The sequence below is a fragment of the Fodinibius sp. GM21 genome, from assembly GCF_058386955.1.
Genome location: NZ_JBYEIQ010000004.1, coordinates 201,209 through 226,654 on the forward strand (window position 1 = coordinate 201,209; position 25,446 = coordinate 226,654).

At 42.9% G+C, this 25,446-nt stretch carries 24 protein-coding genes; 18 read left to right on the plus strand and 6 right to left on the minus strand.

Going from position 1 to position 25,446, the window contains the following annotated elements:
• Position 1 precedes the first annotated feature (1 nt).
• Together ACT3IB_RS11215 and thrC (ACT3IB_RS11220) are read left to right on the plus strand one after the other, a co-directional pair.
• Positions 2–949 carry a homoserine kinase gene (locus ACT3IB_RS11215; RefSeq protein ID WP_491539107.1) on the plus strand — a complete coding sequence of 316 codons (948 nt, stop codon included), beginning with the start codon at positions 2–4 and terminating at the stop codon, positions 947–949.
• Entirely contained in the window at positions 950–2,275 is a 1,326-nt protein-coding gene (gene thrC / locus ACT3IB_RS11220; protein ID WP_491539108.1) for a threonine synthase, read from the plus strand.
• A gap of 62 nt (positions 2,276–2,337) precedes the next feature.
• Here thrC (ACT3IB_RS11220) and thrC (ACT3IB_RS11225) read toward each other — a convergent pair whose 3' ends face one another.
• From thrC (ACT3IB_RS11225) to ACT3IB_RS11235, 3 genes are all read right to left on the minus strand, one after another.
• Entirely contained in the window at positions 2,338–4,041 is a 1,704-nt protein-coding gene (gene thrC / locus ACT3IB_RS11225; RefSeq protein ID WP_491539109.1) for a threonine synthase, read from the minus strand.
• A 114-nt stretch (positions 4,042–4,155) separates the two neighbouring features.
• Positions 4,156–4,407 (minus strand): hypothetical protein, encoded by a 252-nt coding sequence (locus ACT3IB_RS11230; protein WP_491539110.1) that lies wholly within the window; start codon positions 4,405–4,407, stop codon positions 4,156–4,158.
• A 126-nt stretch (positions 4,408–4,533) separates the two neighbouring features.
• Positions 4,534–5,436, minus strand: a complete 903-nt coding sequence (locus ACT3IB_RS11235) for a 3-methyladenine DNA glycosylase (protein ID WP_491539111.1) — start codon at positions 5,434–5,436, stop codon at positions 4,534–4,536.
• Between the two features lie 84 nt (positions 5,437–5,520).
• On the opposite strand from ACT3IB_RS11235, the gene ACT3IB_RS11240 reads away from it, so the two are divergent.
• The 14 genes from ACT3IB_RS11240 (at position 5,521) to ACT3IB_RS11305 (ending at position 20,224) form a co-directional block, all read left to right on the plus strand.
• Positions 5,521–6,432: a UbiA family prenyltransferase gene (locus ACT3IB_RS11240; RefSeq protein ID WP_491539112.1), complete on the plus strand. Its 912-nt coding sequence runs from the start codon at positions 5,521–5,523 to the stop codon at positions 6,430–6,432.
• 79 nt (positions 6,433–6,511) lie between these two features.
• Positions 6,512–7,129, plus strand: coding sequence for a thioredoxin family protein (locus ACT3IB_RS11245; RefSeq protein ID WP_491539113.1), 618 nt, complete (start codon positions 6,512–6,514; stop codon positions 7,127–7,129).
• Between the two features lie 54 nt (positions 7,130–7,183).
• A complete protein-coding gene (locus ACT3IB_RS11250) occupies positions 7,184–8,377 on the plus strand; it encodes an aspartate aminotransferase family protein (RefSeq protein WP_491539114.1) in 1,194 nt (397 codons plus the stop codon).
• Between the two features lie 57 nt (positions 8,378–8,434).
• The gene (locus ACT3IB_RS11255) at positions 8,435–9,253 is read left to right on the plus strand and encodes a hypothetical protein (protein WP_491539115.1); all 819 of its coding nucleotides are present in this window, start codon (positions 8,435–8,437) and stop codon (positions 9,251–9,253) included.
• A 134-nt stretch (positions 9,254–9,387) separates the two neighbouring features.
• Positions 9,388–10,749 (plus strand): NAD-dependent succinate-semialdehyde dehydrogenase, encoded by a 1,362-nt coding sequence (locus ACT3IB_RS11260; RefSeq protein ID WP_491539116.1) that lies wholly within the window; start codon positions 9,388–9,390, stop codon positions 10,747–10,749.
• A gap of 136 nt (positions 10,750–10,885) precedes the next feature.
• On the plus strand, positions 10,886–11,686 hold the full coding sequence (locus ACT3IB_RS11265) for a hypothetical protein (protein ID WP_491539117.1): 801 nt from the start codon (positions 10,886–10,888) through the stop codon (positions 11,684–11,686).
• A gap of 140 nt (positions 11,687–11,826) precedes the next feature.
• Positions 11,827–12,888 carry a PA0069 family radical SAM protein gene (locus tag ACT3IB_RS11270; RefSeq protein WP_491539118.1) on the plus strand — a complete coding sequence of 354 codons (1,062 nt, stop codon included), beginning with the start codon at positions 11,827–11,829 and terminating at the stop codon, positions 12,886–12,888.
• Positions 12,889–13,118: 230 nt separating this feature from the next.
• Positions 13,119–13,700 carry a thioredoxin family protein gene (locus ACT3IB_RS11275; RefSeq protein WP_491539119.1) on the plus strand — a complete coding sequence of 194 codons (582 nt, stop codon included), beginning with the start codon at positions 13,119–13,121 and terminating at the stop codon, positions 13,698–13,700.
• Between the two features lie 8 nt (positions 13,701–13,708).
• On the plus strand, positions 13,709–14,368 hold the full coding sequence (gene pdxH, locus ACT3IB_RS11280) for a pyridoxamine 5'-phosphate oxidase (RefSeq protein WP_491539120.1): 660 nt from the start codon (positions 13,709–13,711) through the stop codon (positions 14,366–14,368).
• Positions 14,369–14,404: 36 nt separating this feature from the next.
• A complete protein-coding gene (gene trmB / locus ACT3IB_RS11285) occupies positions 14,405–15,097 on the plus strand; it encodes a tRNA (guanosine(46)-N7)-methyltransferase TrmB (RefSeq protein WP_491539121.1) in 693 nt (230 codons plus the stop codon).
• A gap of 97 nt (positions 15,098–15,194) precedes the next feature.
• Positions 15,195–15,812, plus strand: coding sequence for a TetR/AcrR family transcriptional regulator (locus ACT3IB_RS11290; protein ID WP_491539122.1), 618 nt, complete (start codon positions 15,195–15,197; stop codon positions 15,810–15,812).
• Between the two features lie 27 nt (positions 15,813–15,839).
• On the plus strand, positions 15,840–18,332 hold the full coding sequence (locus tag ACT3IB_RS11295; protein ID WP_491539123.1) for an acyl-CoA dehydrogenase: 2,493 nt from the start codon (positions 15,840–15,842) through the stop codon (positions 18,330–18,332).
• Between the two features lie 175 nt (positions 18,333–18,507).
• On the plus strand, positions 18,508–18,996 hold the full coding sequence (locus tag ACT3IB_RS11300) for an Lrp/AsnC family transcriptional regulator (protein WP_491539124.1): 489 nt from the start codon (positions 18,508–18,510) through the stop codon (positions 18,994–18,996).
• Positions 18,989–20,224 carry a trans-sulfuration enzyme family protein gene (locus ACT3IB_RS11305; protein ID WP_491539125.1) on the plus strand — a complete coding sequence of 412 codons (1,236 nt, stop codon included), beginning with the start codon at positions 18,989–18,991 and terminating at the stop codon, positions 20,222–20,224. The genes ACT3IB_RS11300 and ACT3IB_RS11305 overlap by 8 nt, the downstream gene beginning before the upstream one ends.
• A 61-nt stretch (positions 20,225–20,285) precedes the next feature.
• On the opposite strand, the gene ACT3IB_RS11310 is transcribed toward ACT3IB_RS11305, so the two are convergent.
• The 3 genes from ACT3IB_RS11310 to ACT3IB_RS11320 are packed head-to-tail and all read right to left on the minus strand — an operon-like array spanning position 20,286 to position 22,141.
• The gene (locus ACT3IB_RS11310; protein ID WP_491539126.1) at positions 20,286–21,065 is read right to left on the minus strand and encodes a TPM domain-containing protein; all 780 of its coding nucleotides are present in this window, start codon (positions 21,063–21,065) and stop codon (positions 20,286–20,288) included.
• Positions 21,066–21,089: 24 nt separating this feature from the next.
• Entirely contained in the window at positions 21,090–21,539 is a 450-nt protein-coding gene (locus ACT3IB_RS11315; RefSeq protein ID WP_491539127.1) for a TPM domain-containing protein, read from the minus strand.
• Positions 21,540–21,556: 17 nt separating this feature from the next.
• A complete protein-coding gene (locus ACT3IB_RS11320) occupies positions 21,557–22,141 on the minus strand; it encodes a LemA family protein (RefSeq protein WP_491539128.1) in 585 nt (194 codons plus the stop codon).
• A 159-nt stretch (positions 22,142–22,300) separates the two neighbouring features.
• Here ACT3IB_RS11320 and ACT3IB_RS11325 point away from each other — a divergent pair, with 159 nt between their 5' ends.
• Entirely contained in the window at positions 22,301–23,029 is a 729-nt protein-coding gene (locus tag ACT3IB_RS11325) for an HAD family hydrolase (RefSeq protein ID WP_491539129.1), read from the plus strand.
• A 73-nt stretch (positions 23,030–23,102) separates the two neighbouring features.
• Complete coding sequence (gene purL / locus ACT3IB_RS11330; protein WP_491539130.1) at positions 23,103–25,361, plus strand: phosphoribosylformylglycinamidine synthase subunit PurL; 2,259 nt, start codon at positions 23,103–23,105, stop codon at positions 25,359–25,361.
• The last annotated feature ends 85 nt before the right edge of the window (positions 25,362–25,446 follow it).

A 25,446-nucleotide genomic window follows, 5' to 3' on the forward strand; every position in this document is an offset into this window, starting at 1 on the left:
TATGAATGATGCCCTGCAGCAAGTCCGAGTATTTGCCCCGGCGTCGGTTGCGAACGTAAGTTGTGGCTTCGATGTGCTGGGATTTTCCCTGGAACAACCCGGTGATGAGATTGTTGCCCGTTGGACAGATGAACCAGGCTTGATTATTGCAAAAATCACCGGTGAAGGGGGTGTGTTGCCTACTTCCATTGAAAAAAATACGGCCGGTGTTGCTGTTCAAAAGTTATTGGCGCATCTGGAATTTGAGCAAGGCATTGAGCTTGAGATCCATAAGAAGATGCCGCTGGGTAGTGGTCTCGGGTCAAGCGCGGCCAGCTCGGTGGGTGCAGTCGTTGCCGTTAATAAACTATTGGGTTTGCCGTTCGACGACCGTGAGTTGTTATCATTTGCAGCTGAGGGTGAGCGCGTGGCTTGTGGCACTGCACATCTGGATAACGTTGCACCCTCGTTGCTCGGTGGCTTCGTTTTAATACGAAGTCAGGACCCTCCGGATGTAATTGAGTTAGATTGTCCGAAACCTCTTTTTGCTACGGTAGTTCATCCCGATATCGAGATCAAGACCGAAGATACCCGCAATATTCTGCGTCGTGATGTACCGCTGCACAAAGCCGTGGATCAGTGGGGTAACGTGGGTGGTTTGGTAGCTGGTCTATTGAAAGGTAATTATGAACTGATCGGCCGATCTTTGCAGGATGTCATCATAGAGCCAATACGGTCGGTGCTGATTCCCGGTTTTGGAGAAGTTAAACAAGCAGCACTCGACGCTGGTGCACTGGGTAGTGGAATATCTGGGTCAGGGCCCTCAATATTTGCTTTGTCGTCCACCGAGGATGATGCTCATAAAGCAGCCAGGGCTATGCAAAATGTATTTCATGGAATGAGGCTCGATAATGAAGCGTACGTCTGTAGGATTAACAAACAAGGGCCTCAAATTTTAGGGGAGCAATAGATGCACTTTATTAGCACAAACGGTAATGCTTCTTCTGTTTCGTTTTCAACGGCAGCACTGCAGGGATTGGCGCCAGATGGGGGATTGTATATTCCGAAAGATTGGCCACAGCTATCTGAAGACTTTTTAGCTGATCTCAGTAGCAAAAGTTTGCAAAATATCGGTGTTGAGGTCAGTCGCCTGTTTGTAAAGGAACTCGATGAACTGCTGTTGCAAAAGATTGTTAATGAAGCGCTCAATTTTGAGGCACCGTTGGTTAATCTGAATAAGACCAAGAAAGTACTTGAGCTTTTTCATGGTCCTACTTTGGCGTTCAAAGATTTTGGAGCACGCTTTATGTCCCGTTTTTTTTCGGAGCTGCAAAGAGAGGCCGATCGGGATTTAATTATCCTGGCTGCCACTTCCGGGGATACCGGCAGTGCAGTGGCGCAGGGATTCCTTGGTGTGGAAGGAATTAAGGTTTGTTTGCTTTATCCCAGCGGCAAAGTGAGCCATATACAAGAGCAGCAGTTGACGACGGCCGGACAAAATGTGACTGCCCTGGAAGTGGACGGAACTTTTGATGATTGTCAGAAGATGGTCAAACAGGCCTTTTCGGATACTTCCTTGAATGAGCAACTGCTGTTGAGTTCTGCCAACTCCATTAATATTGCCCGGCTTCTGCCGCAGATGTTTTATTACCTGCATGCGGTGGCTCAGCTCGACTTTGATCATTCGCCAATATTTTGTGTGCCGAGCGGAAATTTCGGAAATTTAACAGCGGGTCTGATGGCGCAAAAAATAGGCTTACCAGTCTCCGGATTTATTGCTGCTACCAATGCCAACGATGTCGTTCCTACTTATTTGCAAACGGGAGAATTTGAGCCTCAGACCTCTGAGCAGACTATTTCAAATGCTATGGATGTTGGTAATCCCAGCAATTTTGCGCGCATCCGGCATTTGTTTGATGATGATCTGCAGAAAGTTCGACAACACCTGTGGAGTGCTTCTTTCTCGAATGCTCAGACGCGACATGCAATCAAGGAAGTGTACCGGAAATACGATTACCTGATGGATCCCCATACTGCTGTGGGATACTATGCTGCCGAGCAATATTTAAATAATGAGGGAGGATATTTTGGAGAAGATGCTGATACCCCCGTTATCATTTTGTCCACTGCCCATCCGGCTAAGTTTGGGGACGTGATTGAGCCCGTTATCGGAGAACCGGTGCCCATCCCTGATCGGCTGGCAAATTGCCTGGAGAAGCCGAAACAAAGCACTGCCATGGATAATAATTACCGTAAACTCAGGGAATGGCTGTTAAAAAGCTATGAACCTGAATAGTGACTAAAGCCCCTTGTATTCTGAAAAGGCCTTCTTGTTTTTAATATGATAAAAGAACGTTGTTAAACCACGGTGGATTTCATAGCCACAGCTAGCCCTTTTGTGAATGCTTGTATAACTGCTTCAAGAGTATCCGGAGAAGCGCCTTTAGATACCCATTCCTGATCATTGTTTGCCAGTGTTAAAGTTACTACAACCAATGAATCAGTATCAGGACTCAGAATTTCTACTTCATGATTTTTTACTTCCAAATGAAATATGGAGTTTGTTTCTGTACGGATGGCAGACAAGATTGCATCAATTGGGCCCACTCCCTTAGCTTCCGAGATGATTTTTTCTCCTTGCAGATCTAATTTTACTGCTGCTTGCACCAACCCATGTTTGCGCATTGTTAGTTTATAATCAAGAACTTCAACGGGATACTCAAGGTCCAGGTCTTCATTAAATATTAGTGATTGAAGGACTTCAATCTCGTTGTTGCTAAGTGTTTTGCCTTTTTTATTAATCTTGGAAACATACTCATTGTAGAGTTTTTCGTGCTCGTCATCCATCTCGAGGTTTGCCATAAACGTATCACGAGATTTCCCCCATGAATCTTTCTGCATCTCGATAAAGCCAGATTTTATATAGTTTGTTACTTTGTCGATATCGGGAGAAAGGACGGGTGAAGACAAAGAGTGTTTGGCTACCACCTTGGTATCTTTGAGGCCTGATCCGGTAAGCACAAAAAGGCATTTCTTACCCTCAAAAATATCCGGATGGTTTTTGAAAGCAGCCAATGGCAATGCACAGGCCGGCTCGGTAAAATGTCCCTCTTCGACGGCCATTTCTTTTAGTGATTGCAGTATTTCATCCTCACTTACCGTAAAGGCGGAACCATCGGATTCTTCGATACCCAATAAAACTTTATGAAAATCAACGGGATCGGAAGCAGCCACCGACTGCGCCATGGTGTTTACCTGTTTCTTAATGATTTTCTCTTTTTTGAAAATACCTTCAACAACGGGTGAACTTTGCTCGGGTTGGATGGCAATCATTTTTGGGCGTGTAGAAATTTTCCCAGATTCTTTGAGCTCAGAAAATCCCTTCCATATCGCCCCAAAGTTGGTACCGCAGCCCACAGGGACAAAGATATAATCAAAATCATCGCCATTCTGCTCCAGAAGTTCATAAGGGAACGACTTTTGACCCTCTTCACGAAAAACATAATCACCGGCCAAGTAATAGTTGCCGGATTTGGCAAATTCGCGGCAGAGTGCTTCACAGGTACTAAAATCTCCCTTTATACGGATGATGTTAGCATTATAAATAGTAGCTTGAGCAATTTTGGCATCCGTTGTTTTTTCAGGGACAAATACAAAACAGGGAATCTTAAAATAGCAGGCATAAGCAGCTACCGAGGCAGCCATATTTCCCGTAGAGGCAAGGCAGATAGCATCAGCGCCCAGTTCAAGAGCTTTCTGTACCTCGATATAACTACCCCGGTCTTTAAAGCAGCCAGTGGGATGTTCAAATTCGAGTTTGGCCCAGAGATCTGCGTTATAGGTTTCGGACAAGCGATCCAGCTTTTTGAGAGCCGATGGATGAGTTTTCATCGGATCAGGCTTTAACTCCTTCAGCGGATACTGAATATCGTCGGAGGGCTCATCATAATAAACCCGAAGAACACTATCACACTGGGTACAATAGGTGGTTGTTTCTTCTTCTGAGTTTAGGTGGCCGTTGGCTACGCATCTGAGTTGGTAATTAGTTGTCGCACTTGCCATAATAAGTTGGTCCCTAGATTATATTTTGAAACGTATCCTTTATATCAAGATATATTTTGAAAATAGGTGATTCCACCAAGGAATGATATCCTTTTTCAAAATTTAAAACTTTTATTAATTCGTTAACGGAAGAAGTGAAATTTCATCGAAATCCATGTCGAGTTCATCCAAAACCGGTTCTGCAACTTCAGAAATTTCTTCGGGTGAAAGTTCATCCAACCCTTCAATTTCAATGAATAGTGTATTAAGATGTCCGACTACGCTATACCGTGCTTTTTCGGCGTTAAAACATTTGCGAAGGGTATCTACGAGCAGCTCAATATCCTGTTCATAAGCCTCATAATCGGCGTCCTCAAGTTCAGCCATATTGGGATCAGATTTCAAATTCAATTTTTTGGTTTATTGAATAATACGCGTTTAGATGATAGGCAATTAATGGTAGTTGCGAAAGGGAATGATAGATCCTGAACTTATTTCAGGATCTGGTTAATATTAGCCAGAGAGGGCGTCCAGCAGATGCTTGTATTCCGTGATCAACTTTCTGCGAATAGGTTGCGACTTTTCAAAGATGGCCTCTTGCTTTTTCATATACTCCCGACGCCCTTCATCAGTTTCAATTTTTATAGGGGCCAAGCCGAAGTCACGCAGATCGTAGGGACTTGCCTTCATGTCCATAACCCGCGTTTCCACAGCCAGTTCAAAAGCTTCTCTTATGGTATTGCTGTTGATCCACGGATACATTTTGAAGGCCCATTTGTATAAATCCATATTGGTATGCAAGCAACCGGGCTGTTCCATATCAGCAAACTTTTCCCGATTGAGCTCAAATTTATTCTGGGGTTTGGCCTCATCGGTAAAAAAGCGAAATGCATCAAAATGAGTGCATACCAGCGGACGTGATTCTACGAAATTAGCCAATTCTTCTTTCTCCATGCGCAGAGATAGATAATCATGGCGAACCTGATCGGCTTTGTATACCATTGCCCATTCATGCATCCCAAAACAGCCAAAAGACGGTTTTCTTGTTACGGATTGCTCGAGCAGATTTAAAATCCACCGAACAGAAGAAATACGATCTTTATCAAAATGATCGATGTCCAAGAAGGAATCACGGTCAGCTGTTTCCATTTCATCGAACTGCCAATCGTTCGAAGCCCCGTCAATGAGCAAGGTGCCCAGACCCGGTGACCAGCGTTTTAGATAGGAAGGGCGAAAAGCATAGTATTCAAACAGGAAATCGAGCACCGGATCTTTTTTCTGGTGCGATCGTCTTTCCAGGTAATCATCAATGAGATTACTGATTTTTTTATAATGCTCTTTTTTTTGAGTTCGCCATTGGTCTGGCGATAATTGCTTATGTATATATGAAACTTTTTGTTTTTCTCTTACAATCATAGCTCCTAAAATACCAATCTTTTGTTGGATTGATAAGCCTAAAATCGGTATGCTGAGATTTTTAAAACAGAGTAACTTCAGGTAATGACCAATGTTGAAATCCAAAATATAAGCATACTGCGGCAGATCTGGCATTTTGTAGTGCATCTGCGGTGGCACTACCAGCTATTTATTTTGTCGGGTGGATTTTTATTGGGTGGATTTTTAAGTGCTGATTTGGAAATACAGTCATTTCTTGTTCAATTCGGAAATGTTCATTTATTGCTCTTTGGCGGGGCTACTGCGTATAATTCTTATTGGGATAAAGATGAGGGCCCAGTTGGCGGGCTACAAAATCCCCCCAAAATGCAATCTTGGATGTGGAGCGGGTCACTCATTTTACAGGGAATTGGCTTGTTGTTTGCTGTTGCCCAAGGTTTGTTATACAGTGGAATTTATGTTCTTAGCATACTCTTCTTTTGGTTATATTCTACACCATTGGCACGATGGAAAAGTCATCCCATGAAGAGCCTTATAGCAATAGGAATAAGCACGGGATTTAATTCAGTATTGCTGGGCTATTTGGCTGCCGGAAATGATGTGGTTGGTATGTCTGTTTGGATTGCCTCTGCCGGAGTTACACTGATGCTTTTAAGTCTGTATCCCATATCGCAAATATATCAAATAGAGGAAGATCGCAGTCGAGGTGATTACACATTTGCCGTACAGTATGGCAAGGAAGGGGTAACACAATTTTTTATATCGGCATTTTTAATTGGGTTAATATTGGTAAGTTTGGCTATTGGCTTATCTGACTTTTGGATTGCTATTTTCTTTGGTGGGATTGGGATTATCGTCGGGCTCATCGTTTTTGTTTTGCTAAAAGGTTTATCAATAAAAAGCGAAGATTATAGCAGTGTAATGTGGATTAAATATGGTACGTCGATGGCATTTGTGTTATTTCTTGTGGCAGCTATAATATTGAAGCATTCAAAAATGATGGAATATCTTACGTAGGCTAAGTGTTATAACAGTAAGAATTTGAGAACCAATATCATCTTTAAAAACAACGTTAATTTTCAAATCTACAGACAGTATGGAAAGTATTGCAGAAAGTGTTATTACACCGGAAATTATTAACGAGGCGAGAGATTATGACGAATATCGTCAAATGATTGATGAGCTGTTGGAACAGGGAAAAACTACCGGAGATAATCACTCCGATGAGATGGTTCATTATACCAAAATGAATGTGCAGCGAATGAATCGTCTTGATAAGCGAGTAGAGCTTACTGATTCACTGGTTAAGGAGTTTGATGAGCTTGACGAAAAGTGGATTTGGTTAGTACTTACTGAAGCTTGGTGTGGAGATGCGGCTCAGAATATTCCGGCGATTGTAAAGATTGCTAATGAGTCAGAAAATATTGATGTGAAATTTATTCTCCGAGATGAGCATCTGGATATTATGGATGAGTATTTAACCAATGGCGGTCGTTCTATTCCCAAGCTAATTTGTCTGGATGCGGCAACGCTTGAAGAAGTTGGTTCATGGGGGCCGCGACCTGAAGCAGCCCAAGAAAAAGCTATGGAATGGAAAAATGATGAAAGTATCAGCAAAGAAGAATGGGCGAAGAAATTGCATAAATGGTATGCAAAAGATAGGACGAAAGAACTGCAGTCGGAATTTAAAGAGCTGATTTCCAAATGGAATTAAAATTGATGTACTTTACTTCCAATTATTCGTTCTTAATGACATAAATATTCCGTTTTGAGTACTAAAGATTCTTTTTACCAACACGTTGCCCAGACCAGCGACGCGCCCATGGGATTAGAAGTTGAAAGGGCAGAAGGTCCGTTTATCTATACTACCGATGGGAAAAAATACGTAGATTTTATTTCCGGTATTGCGGTTAGTAGTTTGGGACACCGTCATCCCAAAGTTGTCGAAGCGGTAAAGCGTCAAGTAGATCGTCATCTGCATGTGATGGTATATGGGGAGTTTATTCAAAAGCCGCAGTCGAAATATGCCGAACTGCTTACAGCTCAACTGCCCGATTCTCTTGATCGCGTATATTTTGTAAACAGCGGCACCGAGGCTAATGAGGGGGCGCTGAAACTGGCCAAGAAACATACGGGGCGTCATAAATTCGTAGCATTTCATCACGGTTATCACGGAGATACCCACGGATCACTAAGTGTTACCGGTAGGGATGTCTATCGCGATCCATACCTGCCACTGTTGCCCGATGTCCATTTTTTAGACTTTAACAGTTATGATGGACTACAAACCATCGACGAAGAAACGGCAGCCGTAATTATGGAACCCATTCAGGGAGAGGGTGGCATCATTCCGGCTCATAAAGAATGGCTGCAGGCTGTGCGCAAACGCTGTGATGAAGTTGGGGCACTCCTCATTTTCGATGAAATACAAACTGGGTTTTATCGAACAGGTTCGTTGTTTGCTTTCCAGGGGTATGGGGTGGAACCTGATATTATTTGTCTGGCTAAGGCGATGGCCGGCGGCATGCCGATGGGTGCTTTTGTTTCATCATCTGAAATATTTGAGTCATTCAAACACGATCCGCCGCTTAATCATGTGACTACCTTTGGAGGCCATCCGGTTTCCTGTGCTGCGGCACTTGCTACATTGTCAGAATTGCTTTCTGATGACTACGGTGATAAGGCCATGAAAATTGAACACATGGTTCGAAATGAATTAACTGCTGACGGAATCACAGAAATACGCGGCGTGGGAGCCATGCTGGGTATGGAGCTGAAAAATCGTGAATTAACCCAAAAGGTAGTGGAAGATTGCATGGATAAAGGGATCATTTTGGGATGGACACTCCATTCTGATACGTTAGTGCGCTTGGCACCACCATTGATTATTGAGGAAACCCATCTAAAGGAAACACTTCAGGAAATTAATAGAAGCGTACAGAAATGTTTTAAGCAAGTGTGAACATTTTCTTCGAAAGCAGGTAAAAGAAAATGTTAATAAGGAATAAAATTGATGGTTATGCGTAGACATTACTCATTTTTTGTGGTATCTGGTATTTTGTGTGTTTTGTTAGTGCTTTCTTCATGCGATGATGATCCTGCCTCTGTTAATGACCAACCCCCACAGTTGCCGCCCGTAGAATCCCTGAAAGTAGATTTTTCCAACTTTGAAAATCAGCAGAAGCAAACGCAGCCTCAGACTGAATCGTCTGATAATTTTCAGAGAGCGGTTACTACAGCAGTAATAATGAAAGCAGCCGTTGAGTTTAACCTGGCTATTCCCAAGGCATTATTAACTGCAGCAAGAAATACTGATGCCGAGCTGAATGAGGATGAGCAGTGGGAGTGGAATTTTTCAAAAACGGCTGATGGTAACACATTCGGCGTTCGCTTATTGGGTGCTCATGAAGGTGAAAACACGGTCAACTGGCAATTTTTTGTTACCAATTCTCAATTGGGATTAGAAGATTATCTCTTTTTTAGCGGTACAACAAATTCCGATGGAACAGAAGGAGTGTGGACTTACTACAGTTGGCAAGATACTGAAAATCAGGAAGAGATTGCTCGTATTGAGTGGACTGTAAATGGCGAAGAAGATGTACAACTGCGGTTGGAGGTCACCTCTGATCGTAATGGCAATCAGGGGGATTATATCGATTACACCTTTGACGGTACCTTAAAGACTGTTATCTACTATGACAGCAGCGAAGATCAGGAAACAACGATACAAATTAATGCTGATACCAAAGCCGGATATATTATTGCTCCCGATTATAATAATGGCAATAAAGCTTGCTGGGACGAGAATTTCCAAGATATAACTTGCAGTGAGTACTAGATTCATTTATTAAAAAGTAAATATAGAAAAGGCTCGTGTTCTTCACGGGCCTTTTTTATTTTAATTAATAGGAATCTGAAAAGTATATCTGGAGTTACTCAAATTGAATTGATCACAGAAAAATATCTACCGCTATGAAAACGATTAATCCTGCTTCCGGAGAGTTTATCGAAGAATATGACCAAATGGATGATGATGCACTGGATGCTATTGCCCAGGATGCCGCTACGGCCCAGGAAAAGTGGCGGCGCAATTCATTTTATGAGCGAAGCTTATTATTACAGAGAATTGCGGAATTACTGGAAGAGAATAAGGAAAAGTATGCTAAATTGATGGCGCGTGAGATGGGTAAGCCATTGGCACAGGGTAAATCCGAGATCGAAAAATGTGCTTGGGTTTGTAATTATTATGCAGATAATACCAAGGATTTTCTTGGAGAAGAAACTATCAAGTCCGATGGAAGTAAAAGTTATGTAACTTTTAATGCACTGGGTACGGTGCTCGCTATTATGCCCTGGAATTTTCCTTTCTGGCAGTTGTTTCGTTTTGGTGCTCCGGCACTGATGGCAGGGAATGCAGTAATCCTAAAACATGCACCTAATGTAACGGGATGTGCGCTGGCTATCGAAGATTTGATGCACGAGGCAGGAATCCCCGATGATCTTTTCCGAACCGTAATTGCGGATGTGGAGCAAACGCAAAGTTTGATTAAAAATCCGGATATAGCAGCTGTTACGTTAACAGGAAGTACCCGTGCCGGAAAAGCAGTGGCATCAACAGCTGGAAGTGTGCTGAAGAAAACAGTACTCGAGCTTGGTGGGAGCGATCCTTATCTCATATTGGAGGACGCCGATGTGGAGAAAGCTGCTGAAATATGTGTGACTTCTCGTCTAATTAATAGTGGGCAAAGCTGTGTTGCGGCGAAGCGGCTAATTGCTGTTGAAGATATTTATGACGAATTCCTGGAAGCGGTTTTTCATATGATGAACGAGAAAAAAATTGGGGATCCGTTTAACAGTGCTACTGATATAGGTCCAATGGCGCGAGAAGATTTGCGGGATAAGCTGCATGACCAAGTCCAAAAAAGTATAGCAGGGGGAGCAGAGTGTATTCTTGGAGGATCTGTACCAAACAGGAAAGGGTTTTACTATCCGCCAACAATTCTTACCGAAATTTCAAAAGGTATACCCGCTTATGAGGAAGAACTTTTTGGGCCGGTGGCATCAGTATTCAAGGCAAAAGATACCCGTGAGGCTATTGCAATAGCCAATGACAGTGATTATGGATTGGGTGCGGCTGTTTTTTCTGAGGACCTACAACGTGCGGAGGAAATTGCGGCATATGAATTGGAAGCCGGTTGCTGTTTTGTGAATTCATTTGTGAAGTCCGATCCACGATTGCCCTTTGGAGGTATTAAAGAATCGGGCTATGGACGTGAGTTATCTCATTTCGGGATTAAAGAATTCGTTAACGTTAAAACAGTATATAGAGCATAAGAAATATTGCAAGAATTTTGTTTCCCCGGGATCATATTTGTCATAGAGAAGTAAATACTAGGAGGTTGTTGATCTAATTTTGTCAACGACCTCCTATTATAAATTGAACAAAAACTTAATTTGAGAGGGAAACAAAATGAATAGATGTTTAAAATTGGTATTTGTTATTGGACTGATAGTTGGCCTTACAGCCTGTGGTGATAGTACGAGTTCTGATGGTCCGGATGTAGGCGAAGCGCCGACGATTCCGAGTCTGGAAAATGCTCAGCCGGATGTTTCTTACTTCCAAACAACGAACAAAGAGAGTACTACTACTGCTTCGTCAGTAGCATTTACTTCTGCTCAGAGTATAGTAATGGGCTTCAGCATGTTATCGAGTATGTCCCAGGTTTATCAGCCGTTTTTTCAAGAAGTACAGGGAGTTGAGGCAACTCTCAATGATGGAGTTTGGGAATGGAGTTACAGTACGACATATCAGGGGACCGAAGCAACTGTCCGTTTGACTGCAGAGGAGGTATCAAATGGTGTATTCTGGGATATGTTTTTATCTCTTGATTCTCAGGAGATGAGCTTTGAGGACTACAATATGATTTCTGGATTTACCAACGATGATGGGAGTGAAGGATATTGGAATCTTAATACCATTTTTAATGATACCGGTTCCGAGCAGTTACTCCTTGAATCAATCTGGGAAGTTATCGACGACAGCCAAAGTTCAATTGATTTAACCATTTATAATGAGCAGGGAGAAAGTGATGGCATAATTAATTACAGTAAGAATGCATCGGTTCACGAAATGACAATCAATTCTGCGACGGTTATAAACTGGGATACCGAAAATGAGATTGGGTATATTAGTGACGAACAGGAAAAGATTTGCTGGCAGGGACGGGGCTCAACAGCCTCCGATGTGGACTGTACTGAAATCGGTCTGTAGCTTGTAAGATATTACTTAAGATGCCCGATTTTTGATCGGGCATTTTTATTTTAGGATTCTTGATTACTATGACACGATGCTGTCATAAGAGGTGTTATCTTTACAGGTAAACTGTTAATATCCTAAAGCATTTAATTGTCATGCATCAGAACGAGAAAAATCCCATTCGGGGTCGCGGGGCTTCAGACAACCCTGCAAATCGCTTTGAGGGAAAATATATCGATTATGAGCTTGATGAAGAAACGGGCGAAAAACCCGCTCAGGATACCAAGCTTATTGCCGATGATACGAAAGAGGTATTATCCAAAAATGATAGCCCCGATATTCCATTTACCTATGGGTTGAATCCATATCGGGGTTGTGAGCACGGATGTATTTATTGTTATGCACGTCCTACGCACGAGTTCTTGGGATTTTCTGCCGGTCTCGATTTTGAGTCCCGGATAATGGTAAAATATGATGCTGCAGAAAAACTGAGATCGAAATTCGCTTCCCAAAAATGGAATCCCGAACCTGTTGCTTTGAGCGGGGTCACCGATCCTTTTCAACCTGTCGAAAGAAAGCTGGGAATTACGAGAAGTTGCCTGGAAGTTTTTGCCGAAGCACGTAACCCGGTGGGGATCATCACAAAAAATTACCTGGTTACGCGTGATATTGATCTTTTGGAAGATCTTGCCAAATATGATGCCGTTCATGTAACACTGTCAATTACAACGCTGGATCGAAAATTAGCCCGTATTATGGAACCGCGGACGTCACAGCCCAACCGAAGACTTAAGGCCATTGAGGAGTTGGCGTCTCGTGGAATTTCAGTGGGAGTCAATGTAGCTCCCATCATACCGGGATTGACTGACCATGAGTGTCCAGAAATTTTGGAACGAGCGAAAGATGCAGGAGCAGAGCATGCTGCTTATACAATTGTAAGGCTGCCACATGGCGTAAAGAATCTCTTTAAAGAATGGCTGGAACAACATTTTCCCGATCGCAAAGAGAAGGTATTGAATAGGATACGTGATATCAGAGATGGGAAATTAAATGAAAGTGAATTTGGGGAGCGTTTCCATGGAAAGGGCGAATTTGCCGGCCAAATAAGGGATATGTTTAAAATTAATGTAGAAAAGCTGGGCTTGAACAAGAAAGAACTGCAGCTTTCAACGAAATACTTTCAGCGGCCTCAGAAAGGACAGCTAAGATTATTTTAGTGCAACATTATAAATGGATATCCGTTTACAGTAACTAGAGATAGTACTTTCAGTCCGATATCTGCGAACAGGATTTTTATAAATTATTATAGCCCTGATTTGCAAAGCAGGTATCGGGCTTTTTTAATTCATTTTCCCCATCATTTCGCATATATTCACTGAACATAAAACGGCAAAATTTTGTACGTTCAGTCTGAAAATAAAGCAAACATCTAAATAACTATTTCGCTATGTCTGATACTCCTTCTACAATGATGGAACTTGGAACAGAAGCACCAGATTTTAAATTATTTGATACGGTAAACAATCAGTTGGTCTCCCTTGATGATTTTAATAATGCCAAGGGTTTACTGGTGGTGTTTATGTGTAACCACTGTCCATTTGTAAAGCATATCCTGGATGAATTTGTTATTGCAGCCAGAGATTTGCAGCAGAAAGGAATCGGTGTTGTGGCTATAAGTTCTAACGATGTCGAAAATTATCCTGATGACAGTCCGGTTAAGATGGCTTCCTTAGCTCGTGAGAAGCAGTTTTCATTTCCTTACTTGTACGATGGCACGCAAGAAGTTGCAAAAGCTTATCAGGCTGCATGTACTCCTGATTTCTACTTGTTTGATGAAAATGACGAGTTGGTATATCGCGGGCAATTTGATGACAGTCGTCCTGGTAACGACAAGCCGGTTACGGGCAATGATATTCGCGAAGCTGTCGAGTTTCTTTTTGATGGTAAAGTGAAAGAAGATCAGAAGCCAAGCATGGGCTGTAATATCAAGTGGAAAAAAGGAAATGCTCCTCAATATTTTGACGGATAGTGTTTGCCATGTCTGATGATAGCCAATCAAAAAAAAGGATTGCAGAATTACGGCGCGAGTATTCCCGGCAGGCGTTGGCGAAGTCAGAGGTTTGTGAGGATCCCATAGATCAGTTTACCGAGTGGTTCGAACAGGCCTTTTCCGCCGACCTTCTGGATGTTAATGCCATGACCCTTTCTACAGCTTCTAAGAATGGAAAACCATCATCTCGCATAGTTCTGTTGAAAGGGGTGGATGAAGCCGGTTTCCAGTTTTATACAAATTACGGGAGTAGAAAAGGGCAGGAGTTAAATGACAACCCCCATGCTGCTTTATGTTTTTACTGGGCTCCCTTGGAAAGGCAGGTTCGTATAGAGGGAGAAGTTGAAAGGGTAAACAAATCAATATCGGAAAGTTATTTTCAGCAGCGGCCCAGAGAAAGTAAGTTGGGAGCCTGGTCATCAAAACAAAGTAGCAAAGTTAGTTCAAGAGAAGAGCTGGAAAAACGATTTGATGAGATTAAACAAAGGTTTGAAGATCAGGAAATTCCGTTGCCGGATTTTTGGGGAGGATACCTTTTACGACCGCAGCGCATAGAGTTTTGGCAGGGACGTAAAAGCAGAATGCACGACCGTATCTGCTATGAAAAATCAGGTACTGAATGGAATATCTTCAGGCTTGCACCCTAAAAGCATTTCTAATACCAGATCATTTCGTTATTTAGGATGAGCAAGGGCAAACTGCAGAAGTTTAAAGAAGTAACAGAATTCCGGAATACGCTGGAGCTTGACGACTTTCAAGAAAAGGGTTCCCAAAAACCAAGGGGACGTTGGCACTCCGATATATTTAAGAATGATAATCCTATTATCTTAGAGTTGGCCTGCGGTAAGGGGACTTATACTCTGGAGTTGGCACGGCGCCATCCCAATAAAAACTTTGTCGGGGTTGATATAAAGGGTGATAGAATATGGAAAGGGGCCAAACAAGCATTGGAAGAAGATCTTGATAATGTCCGATTTCTGCGGATATATATTGATCATTTGGACGAATATTTTGCCCCCGATGAGGTTGATGATATCTGGATTACTTTTCCCGACCCTTACCCCCGATTTTCAGACAGAACTAATCGATTATCGGGACCAAAATTTCTTAACATCTATCAGCGTGTATTAAAACCAAACGGTATAATATATTTTAAAACGGATAGTGATGAACTCTTTTCTTTCACTAAAAACTCGCTGGCTACATCCGGCTGTAAAGTCCATGAAATAGTCGAGGATATTTATCAGGAATGCCCCGATGATGAATTGCTTACGATTCAAACCCATTACGAAGCTCGTTACCTTCGAGAAGGTCGATCGATCTCATTCATCAAGTTTTCACTTCCCAACAAAGATATAACCTGGGAACTTGATTAGGGACTGAATACCGCCCGTAAATTGTTTTAACAGAGTATTGCTTTATCGCACTAAGAATGTTTACTTACATAAGTTAACACCGTTAACCTGCACGAAAATGAGTGAAGCCAAAGAATTAAATCTTAAAGAGCAAATTGTTGGGGCTGCACGCAATGTGTTGCTTTCAGAGGGGTATCGTAATTTCTCTCTCCGCAAAATTGCTCGTGAAATTGATGTGAGTGCCACAAGTATCTATCTGCATTTTGAAAATAAAGATGATTTGGTACACACGTTGATGGAGCAATCTATTGAACGATTAAATAATCAGTTGCAGCAAGCAGCCAGGGAGGCAGACAATCCGATAGCTAAACTCGAAGCATTGGCTTATGAATACGTGCGTTTTGCACTCAAAAACCAGCGGGAATATCAGATCATTCATTTGACCAGCTCGGATGAGATGACCCGGTATCCCAAAGAAAAATTTCGCAAAGCTCGTAAAGGTTATGAAATTGTAAGCAGTGTATTGCAAGAAGGTGTTAACGCCGGACATATAGCTGAAGATAAGCCTCGAATGGCAGCATATACGTTTTGGGCACAGCTGCACGGCGTAATGTCAGTAGTGTTGTCAAAGCGATTAGATACCCGTATTGATCAGCAAGAATTTATCGATGAAGCCATTGAGCATATTATTGATGGATATAGGGTCAGAACGGCTTTACAAACAAATAACAAGTAAGTGTGATTTAATTTATAGGTGACTGTTATGGAATTTTTAAATGAAAGTTTGGGATTTTTATTCCAATATCCGCTCTGGGCAGTAATTGTGAGTATGGTATTGTTGGCAACGTTTTTGGCCTTTTGGGGAACTTCACTTTGGGTTTGGGCCGCAGCCGGATTCATAGCGCTTTGGGGATTTTCGGCTCCTACCTGGCTTTTTGCAGTCTTCGTTGCATTGGTAATCGTCTTTAACATAAAACCTGTTCGGCGTATTTTGCTTACCGGTCCGTTGATGAAGTTGCTGGATGCAATGAATTTTTTGCCCCAGATTTCTGAAACCGAACGCACGGCCATTGAGGCCGGTAATGTGTGGGTTGATGCTGAGCTTTTTTCAGGAAAACCCAATCTGAAAAGGTTAGCCAATGAGTCTTATCCCGAGTTAACAGAAGAAGAGCAGGCATTTTTAGATGGACCTGTTGAAGAGCTTTGTTCGATGGTCAGTGACTGGGATGTATTCGTGCGAAAAGGTTTTACGGATGAAGTGTGGGAGTTTATGCGTGAGCATAAATTCTTTGGATTGATCATCCCTGAAAAATATGGCGGACTTGAATTTTCTGCCTCTGCTCATAGCGCTATTGTAACGAAGCTTGCATCGCGGTGCGGTCCTTTGGCAACAACAGTAATGGTTCCCAACTCATTAGGTCCTGCTGAACTGCTGATGCATTATGGAACCGATGAGCAGAAAGATCAATATCTGCCAAAGCTTGCTACCGGTGAAGAGATGCCGTGTTTTGCCTTGACAGAACCGACTGCGGGATCTGATGCCGGAGCAATGACAGCCGAAGGGGAGGTTTTTAAAGGAGACGACGGAGAGCTCTATATCCGTCTTAATTTCACCAAACGGTATATTACGCTTGCGGCTATCTCAACGCTGATAGGGCTCGCTTTTAAATTGCGCGATCCGGAAAATCACCTTGGAAAAGGAGAGTATCCCGGCATTACCTGTGCACTTATTCCTAGTGATACAGAAGGAATTATTTTGGGACGCCGTCATGATCCGCTGGGTGTGCCATTTTATAATTGTCCTATTGATGGAGAAGATGCAGTGGTTTCTGTTAATCAAATTATTGGGGGGGCTGAGCAAGCCGGTAATGGTTGGCGTATGCTGATGGAATCGCTCGGTGTTGGACGTGGTATCTCGCTTCCTGCACAAAGTATGGGCGGTGCCAAAGTAGCTACACGAGCACTCGGGGCTTATACCGCAGTCCGAAAACAATTCGGTATTAATATCGGTAAATTCGAAGGTATCGAAGAGCCGATGGCACGTATCGGTGGATTTACATATCTGATGGATGCCGCCCGACGTTATACCTGTGCGGGTCTGGACATCGGGGAAAAACCCTCAGTAGTTACGGCCATTGCCAAATATAACTTTACTGAGCTGGGTCGTCAGATTATTAATGATGCGATGGATATACAGGGTGGAGCCGGAATATCGCGAGGTCCTCGTAATATTTTTGCCCATGGATATATTTCATTGCCAATTGCCATCACGGTAGAAGGCGCAAATATTCTCACTCGAAGCCTGATGATATTCGGTCAGGGCGCTATTCGCTGTCATCCTTATGCCTATGACGAAATTGATGCACTCACACGTGGAGATGTCAAGGCTTTTGATGATGTGTTTTGGAAGCATATCGGCCACGTTGTGCAGAATATGTCACGCTCGATGTTGATGAGCCTGACGCGGGGCAAAATTGCTTCATCTCCTGTTGGCGGGCCTGCCAAAAAATATTACAAGAAGCTTTCATGGGCATCCGCTTCATTCGCATTCCTGGCAGACATAGCGCTCGGTTCGTATGGCGGGGGACTTAAAATCAAGGAGAAAATAAGTGGACGCTTTGCAGATATTTTAAGCTGGATGTACCTTGCAACGGCTACATTGCGAAGATATGATGCGGAAGGTCAGCGAGAAGAAGACCGAATCTTTTTCGAATGGTCGATGGATTATGCGTTTGCACAGATCCAGGAAGCCTTTGATGCCATTTATCGTGAAATCAACGTGCCGGGACTCAGTTGGCTATTTCGTGGTCCCATCGCCTTGTGGTCGCGTATGAACCGCATGGGTAGCAGCCCATCAGATAAGTTGGGCCATAAGGTAGCGCAGGCTATGCAGCAAACAGGTGAGCAACGAGACCGCATAACAGATGGTATCTTTATTCCTGAAGACAAGGATCAAGCACTCGGACGATATGAGTATGCATTCCGTCTTTCAGAAGAGGCAGCACCTGTTTATAAAAAGATCTATAAAGCGACCAAGAAGAAAGAATTGCCTAAAACTCAGGCTCGTTTTGTTATTGATCAAGCGGTGGAGAAAGGCATTATCACGGATGATGAAGCCGAGTTGCTACGTAAAGCCGAAGATGCACGTGTAGATATGGTACAGGTAGATGAGTTTACTCTCGAAGAGTATGAAAACCTGACCCCATCTACTCCAAAGTTTAAAGAAAGTGCTGAGGCTGAAGATATCGCCGGATAAAATTACTCATCCATTCCTTACATTTAGGAGCCCTGTTAGTTTTATAACTGACAGGGCTTTTTTATTGCAGTAGTTTATATTGAATCAATTGGTATATTTTAGTTAATTAAACTATAATTAGTTTTGATAGTGGTTTAAAATTCTACTAGTACTAATAAAATTAGCATATTATTGTATGCCCAATTCCCAGTTAGATCATATTGACCGAAAAATATTGGCCATTCTTCAGCAAAACGGTCGCATCGCGAATAATAAACTGGCTGAAAAAGTAGGCCTTACCACGACACCAACCCTGGAGCGCGTTAAGAGGCTGGAGCGCGAAGGTATCATAAAAGGATATAGTGCCCGTGTTGATGAAGAGGCGATAGGGAAAGGATTAGTTGTATTTTGTTCACTTCGACTAGCGGTACACCAGATGCATACGCTGGATGAAGTGTGTGATAAGATTAACGAAATGTCTGAGATTCAATCATGCTATCATATAACCGGCGATTCTGACTTTTTGCTGAAAATTGTTGTCGCAGATATGCCGGCTTATGAAAAATTCATGCACGATAAATTAACACGTCTTCCTGGCATTGAGCGTATTTACAGCAACATCGTCCTGTCCACCAAAAAAGAAAATTTTCATATACCAATAGACGAGGACCAAGATCATGGATAAATCAAAATTACATATCGAAAGTGAAACAGTTCATGCCGATCATCCAACAAATGATCCGTTTGGTTCGCATGTGATGCCAATTTACCAGACATCAACCTTCCGGTTTAATTCGGTAGAAGATGGACGCAGGTTTTTTGCCCATGAAGAGGGTGGGGCAACACATTCTTATTCACGGTTGGGAAATCCAACAGTTGATAGGCTGGAAGCCATACTTGCACGAATGGAGGGAAAAGGTCTTCCGGCTCATGAAGATGTTTCTGGCTTGGCGTTCAGCAGTGGGATGGCGGCAATCAGTACCGCATTAATTGCTATGGGACAGGGAGGATCTATCATCGCTCAGCCGGCATTATATGGCTGTACCGGTCAGTTTCTTAAGGAAGAAGCACCCAAGCTGGGGATGCAAACTCATTTTATAGATTTAAATGACTTGGAAATCCTTGATCAGACACTGATGGATAATCCTGATACAAAGGTTATATATGCTGAGACGATAGCAAATCCGACCATGGAAGTGGCAAATATTTCTGCCATCGCAGATCTTGCCAAAGCTCATGATGTGATATTTATGGTTGATAATACGTTTGCGACACCGTATCACCTGCGCCCGATGGAGCATGGAGCAGACATCGTTTTGCATTCAGCAACCAAATATTTAAATGGGCACGGAACACTCATTGGAGGAGCACTTGTAGGACTAAATTCCTTGTTGGATCAGTATGGTATGTCAACGTACCGTAAGAACCTAGGAGGTGTTATGAGTCCATTTGAGGCTTGGTTACTGCTGAATGGGTTAAAAACATTTGACTTGCGGATGGAGCGACATGCCGAGAATACGATGAAGGTAGCCGAATACCTGGAATCACATGATGCAGTTGAGAAGGTTTACTATCCCGGATTACAATCAGATCCAAATAATGATTTAGCCCAAAAGCTTTTTGAAGAAGGGTTCGGTGGAATATTAAGCTTTGAGTTAGAAGGGGGATTTGATGCCGGTGTTCGTCTTATGGACAACGTGGAGCTTTGCACATTGGCGGTAAGCTTGGGCACCGCCGATACACTCATTCAGCATCCCGCTTCAATGACCCATTCTGTTATGGATGAGGAGCAGCGCTTGCAAGCGGGTATTACAGATGGACTGGTTCGTTTGGCCGTTGGCATCGAAAATATCGATGATATTATTGCTGATTTAAATCAGGCATTGGCTGAAACAGAATCGGTAATGGCTTAAAATTAAATTACAAACGCCCTTACACTTACAAGTGCCGGGCATTTCTTGACTTTAAATTGGCTCACCAGCCTCCGCTGGCACCACCGCCGCCGGAACCGAAACCGCCCCCGCCGCTGAACCCGCCAAATCCACCACCGCCGGAGGAGCCGCCGCCAAAACTGCCTCCACCGCCAAGAAAGATAAATCCACCGGGACCAAGTGTACGGCGTTTTTTACGCTTGCCACGACCTTTCCCTCCGCCGCGGGAAGAGGAGTAAAAGACAAAGAATAGAAATAGCAAGAAAATAATAAAATCAGCAGTGTTGCTGTCATTGGAAGTTTCTTTTTCAGCTAATTGACCCTCAAACTCTCCACTCGCAAGCTGAATAATTGCTGATGTTGCACGATCTAATCCACCGTAGTAATCAGACTGTTTAAAATTGGGGGTCAAAATTTCTCGGATAATTCGTCCTGCCATCACATCAGGTATAGCCCCTTCAAGTCCATAGCCTACTTCAATCCGCATTTTCCGTTCTTCCCGGGCAATTAGAATAAGGACGCCATTATCCTTGTTGTCTTCCCACATTTTCCAATCATTGAACAGGGTGGTTGCCGCTTCTTCAATAGAGATACCACCTAAGTTATCAAGGGTAGCAATTGATATTACGGTGGTTGTTGTATCACGGTAATTTCGCAACTTTTGCTCAAGCTGCTGACGCTCACCTGATGTAAGCATTTTGGCAAAATCGTTGACGTGTCCCACTGGTTGAGAGGGTAGATCTTGTGCCGACAGCAGGCTGGGAAGTAGGAAAAGTATGATCAGGAACGTTGTAAAACAGCATGTGCGTTTGAAAGAAAACATAAAAGCTATGCTAAAAATTAAACTCTAATTTTTGTTATCGTGAAAGCTGATCTCATTCGAAAGTTCATCGAGGTCTCCTTTTTTTTGATAGGGAAACAGCTCTTCGAGCTTGTTACCTACCTTGTGAATAGCTTCTTTGATACCCTGCTCAAATTCTTCTCTTTTAAAGTGATTGATTAAAATTTGGAGCACATCATCCCAAAAACCGTCTTCTACTTTCTGATGTATCCCCTTGCCCGCATAGACGGCCGCCTTGTGATCTTCGGTAGCAATATAAATAAGTACGCCATTTTTTAGTTTGGTTTCATCCATCCCAAGATCATGGAAAATGTGGGCCGCTCGATCTAAAGCATCTTCTTCGCAGTGATGCTCAAGATGTATACGGATTTCACCGGAGGTTTTTTGTTCAGCGGCATTTATTGTTTTAACAATTTGCTGTTCTTCTTGCTCGGTTAAAAATTGTCTGGCAGGCATAGGAGAATGATCTGTAATTAAAAATTGACTTCCGGAACTTCCTGGGCACCTTCGTCAGCTTCGAAGTAGGCCTTCTGATCAAATCCGAACAAACCCGCAAATACATTGTTGGGAAACCGCTTAACGGTTGTGTTATAGCTTTGCACGGCCTCATTAAACCGTTGACGCTCAGTTGATATTCGGTTTTCAGTTCCTTCCAGCTGGACCTGAAGATCTCTGAAATTTTGGTTGGCTTTTAGCTCGGGATATTTTTCAACGGTTAAAAGCATGCGCGATAAGGCGCCGGATAGCTGTTGCTGTGCTTGCTGGAACTGCTGAATCTTTTGTGGATTGTTAAGATCTTCAGCTGATATCTGAATTGAACTAGCTTTGCTACGTGCTTCGGTGACTTCGGTCAATGTTTGCTGCTCGAAGTCTGCTGCACCTTTTACCGTATTGACCAAATTGGGTACCAGGTCGGCCCGTCGCTGGTATTGATTCTCGACTTGCGCCCAAGATTGCTCTACTGTCTGTTCTTGCTCAACGAGCGTATTGTACTTTCCAATTCCGACAAAAACCAATATGGCAATAACGCCTAATCCGATGAGTGTCTTAATATTCATATTGCTAGTTCTTTGATTAATAATTTACAGGTTCCAAATATACGAAAGCCCAACTAAATTGATGCAAGTAATATTATTAATTAAAAATTTAAGATCTATCCAGAAGGGCAAATATTTAGAGGTTTTCATTTTTAAATCTTAGCAATCAAATTCCTATCTTTGAGCGAAATATTTTCAACTCACATATCTACGCATTTGTCTTACGAATTTATCTACTTTGATCTGGATGATACGCTGCTTGATCACAAATCAGCTGAAGCGGCAGGTTTGCAAGATGTTCATGCTCATTTTGATCTTTTTGAGGGTACCAGTGCGGAGAAATTAATTGAGGTATACCATCAGGTAAACAGCAGACAGTGGAGCTTATATAGCCGGGCTAAAGTCAGCCGTAAAGAATTGCAACGTAATCGATTTGAACTGACATTGAAAGAGCTCGGCCTGGATTCAACTCGATATGAAGAGGTTGGGAATCAGTATATGCAGTACTATCGCGCTCATTGGCGGTGGATTGATGGAGCCAAAGAAGCATATTACGATATTCTTGAAAAGTATCCCGTCGGAATTTTGACAAATGGTTTTGCCGAAACACAGCGAAAAAAGTTTGAGGCTTTTGATCTGTATCATTCTGCAGAAACAACGGTTATCTCTGAAGAAGTAGGCGTGTTAAAGCCTCATCCCGATGTCTTTAAAGCTGCAACAGAACGGGCCGGAGTGGATGCCGATAAAATACTCTATGTGGGCGACTCATTTAGCTCTGATGTGGAAGGGGGAACAATGTTCGGATGGAATGTAGCCTGGTATACACAGAATGGAGAGGCTCAAAAACATCAGAAAGCCGATTTTGTATTTAATGATTTTGTAAAGTTAAGGAACATATTAAAGGTTTAAAGTTTAAGGTTGAGGGTTAAATTTCACGTTTAACCTTGAACCTTCAACTTTCCATCATATAACATTAAGCCTAATGTCTAACAAAAAAATGAAGGAACCGGAAGTAACACTCGAATTAGCTAAAGACCATGGACTGACTGAAGAGGAGTTCGAGATGATTAAAGATTACCTCGGGCGTACTCCCAATTTTACGGAGCTGGGTGTGTATTCGGTGATGTGGAGCGAGCACTGCTCGTATAAGAATTCCATCCTGGAGATTAAGAAGTTGCCTAACGAAGGTCCGCAAATGCTCGTAGGAGCCGGAGAAGAAAATGCAGGGTTAGTAGATATTGGGGATGGTCTCGGCTGCGTGTTCAAGGTGGAGAGTCATAATCATCCGTCGGCAATTGAGCCTTATGAAGGAGCAGCTACCGGTGTTGGAGGTATTCACAGAGATATTTTTACTATGGGAGCACGTCCTGTGGCCAGTCTTAACTCATTACGTTTTGGTGATATGGATACACCTCGCGTTCGCTTTCTTTTGGATGGGGTTGTGCGCGGCATTGCTGATTATGGAAACTCATTCGGCGTGCCTATGGTAGGCGGAGAAATTTATTTTGATGAAAAGTATGAAGGCAATCCGCTGGTAAATGCCATGAGTGTTGGAATTGTGAAAGAAGATCAAACAGCTTCGGCTATTGCTGAAGGTATCGGAAACCCAGTTATTATTGTTGGTTCTGATACGGGACGCGATGGTATACACGGGGCGACGTTTGCATCCGAAGAAATCAGTGAAGAAAGTGAAGATAAACGTCCCAGTGTGCAGGTGGGCGATCCCTTTTCGGAAAAATTGCTGCTTGAAGCCACGCTTGAGGTGATTAAAAATGGCGGTATTGTTGGTATCCAGGATATGGGAGCTGCCGGCATAAGCTGTTCATCATCAGAAATGACCGCCAAGGGCGGTGTGGGAATGCGACTGGACTTGGATAAGGTTCCTGCACGCGAGGATGGTATGACCGCTTACGAATTGTTACTGTCCGAAAGCCAAGAGCGTATGCTGGTGGTCGCAGAAAAGGGCCGCGAGCAGGAAATTATTGACATTTATGAAAAGTGGGATCTCAATGCAGTTGTGATCGGAGAAGTAGTAGAAGGGGAAAATGTGACCTATCACAAAGATGGGGAAGTAAAGGCCGATATACCCGCTGATAGTTTAGTGCTGGGCGGCGGAGCTCCTCAGTACAAGCGTGAGACTAAAAAGCCTGCGTACCTTGATGAAGTTCAGTCGTTTGATATTGACTCACTGGATCATCCCGAGAACCACAATGAGATTATTAAAGAGTTACTTGGGTCACCTAATATTGCCTCAAAGCGTTGGGCCTATGAACAGTATGATACCATGGTGCGAACGAATACGGTAAACGGTCCGGGTGCTTCTGATTCCGGAGTGGTCCGGATAAAAGGCACGAAAAAAGGGCTAGCCGTGAAAACAGATTGCAACGGGCGCTATGTATATTTGAATCCTCGCAAAGGAGGGCAAATTGCCGTTGCCGAAGCGGCGCGAAATGTAGTATGTAGTGGTGCCAAGCCGATGGCCATAACGAATTGTCTTAATTTTGGAAATCCTTACAAACCAGAAGTCTACTGGACGTTTAAAGAGGCACTTGCCGGGATGGGGGATGCTTGTCGAACCTTCAATACGCCCGTGACCGGCGGAAACGTGAGCTTTTATAATGAAAATCCGGAAATGGCGATTTTTCCTACGCCGGTGATTGGAATGCTTGGATTGATTGAGGATGTAGAGAATCACCGAATGACACCGGAGTTTAAAGGGAAGTCTGATGTCATTTATTATGTTGGAGCTTCTCGAAAAGGATTGGGCGGCAGTGAATATCTGCATACAGTCCATGATTTGACAACCGGGGATGCTCCCGATATAGATCTCGAGTTTGAAGCACGCCTGCAGTCAACACTACTTGATGCAATCCAACAAAAGTTAGTGAATGCAGTGCATGATATTTCTGATGGTGGTCTTGCGATAACACTTGCCGAAATGGCAATGTTCTCAAGAAAAGGGGCGGATGTTTCAGTGGAAGATCTTGGGGAGAACAAGCACGAAGTGCTTTACAGCGAAGCGCAATCGGGAGTGGTTGTAAGCTGTGATCCGAAATCGCAAAAAGATGTTGAATCAGAATTCAATGACAAGGATATACCTCTTGTGAAGATAGGAGAGGTAACAGATTCAAATACATTGAATATTAATGAAATGGTAAGCTTATCAGTAGATGAGATATATAATATCTACGATAATGTCATTGAGCGTGCTATGAAGCAAAGAGAAGATGTTGTAGCGTAGATTCCTTTAATACAAGACATAATATATGAATAGGCTGTTGGTAATATTTTTGCTGACAGCCTATTATTTTGAACGAAAGTTCGGC

Coding starts and splice junctions, on each gene's coding strand:
- ACT3IB_RS11305 (WP_491539125.1), top strand. CDS start 18,989: ATGGATAAATCAAAATTACATATCGAAAGTGAAACAGTTCATGCCGAT.
- ACT3IB_RS11240 (WP_491539112.1), top strand. CDS start 5,521: ATGACCAATGTTGAAATCCAAAATATAAGCATACTGCGGCAGATCTGG.
- ACT3IB_RS11290 (WP_491539122.1), top strand. CDS start 15,195: ATGAGTGAAGCCAAAGAATTAAATCTTAAAGAGCAAATTGTTGGGGCT.
- pdxH (WP_491539120.1), top strand. CDS start 13,709: ATGTCTGATGATAGCCAATCAAAAAAAAGGATTGCAGAATTACGGCGC.
- ACT3IB_RS11215 (WP_491539107.1), top strand. CDS start 2: ATGAATGATGCCCTGCAGCAAGTCCGAGTATTTGCCCCGGCGTCGGTT.
- purL (WP_491539130.1), top strand. CDS start 23,103: ATGTCTAACAAAAAAATGAAGGAACCGGAAGTAACACTCGAATTAGCT.
- ACT3IB_RS11275 (WP_491539119.1), top strand. CDS start 13,119: ATGTCTGATACTCCTTCTACAATGATGGAACTTGGAACAGAAGCACCA.
- ACT3IB_RS11255 (WP_491539115.1), top strand. CDS start 8,435: ATGCGTAGACATTACTCATTTTTTGTGGTATCTGGTATTTTGTGTGTT.
- thrC (WP_491539109.1), bottom strand. CDS start 4,041: ATGGCAAGTGCGACAACTAATTACCAACTCAGATGCGTAGCCAACGGC.
- ACT3IB_RS11265 (WP_491539117.1), top strand. CDS start 10,886: ATGAATAGATGTTTAAAATTGGTATTTGTTATTGGACTGATAGTTGGC.
- ACT3IB_RS11235 (WP_491539111.1), bottom strand. CDS start 5,436: ATGATTGTAAGAGAAAAACAAAAAGTTTCATATATACATAAGCAATTA.
- ACT3IB_RS11295 (WP_491539123.1), top strand. CDS start 15,840: ATGGAATTTTTAAATGAAAGTTTGGGATTTTTATTCCAATATCCGCTC.
- ACT3IB_RS11320 (WP_491539128.1), bottom strand. CDS start 22,141: ATGAATATTAAGACACTCATCGGATTAGGCGTTATTGCCATATTGGTT.
- ACT3IB_RS11315 (WP_491539127.1), bottom strand. CDS start 21,539: ATGCCTGCCAGACAATTTTTAACCGAGCAAGAAGAACAGCAAATTGTT.
- ACT3IB_RS11310 (WP_491539126.1), bottom strand. CDS start 21,065: ATGTTTTCTTTCAAACGCACATGCTGTTTTACAACGTTCCTGATCATA.
- ACT3IB_RS11260 (WP_491539116.1), top strand. CDS start 9,388: ATGAAAACGATTAATCCTGCTTCCGGAGAGTTTATCGAAGAATATGAC.
- trmB (WP_491539121.1), top strand. CDS start 14,405: ATGAGCAAGGGCAAACTGCAGAAGTTTAAAGAAGTAACAGAATTCCGG.
- thrC (WP_491539108.1), top strand. CDS start 950: ATGCACTTTATTAGCACAAACGGTAATGCTTCTTCTGTTTCGTTTTCA.
- ACT3IB_RS11300 (WP_491539124.1), top strand. CDS start 18,508: ATGCCCAATTCCCAGTTAGATCATATTGACCGAAAAATATTGGCCATT.
- ACT3IB_RS11230 (WP_491539110.1), bottom strand. CDS start 4,407: ATGGCTGAACTTGAGGACGCCGATTATGAGGCTTATGAACAGGATATT.
- ACT3IB_RS11270 (WP_491539118.1), top strand. CDS start 11,827: ATGCATCAGAACGAGAAAAATCCCATTCGGGGTCGCGGGGCTTCAGAC.
- ACT3IB_RS11245 (WP_491539113.1), top strand. CDS start 6,512: ATGGAAAGTATTGCAGAAAGTGTTATTACACCGGAAATTATTAACGAG.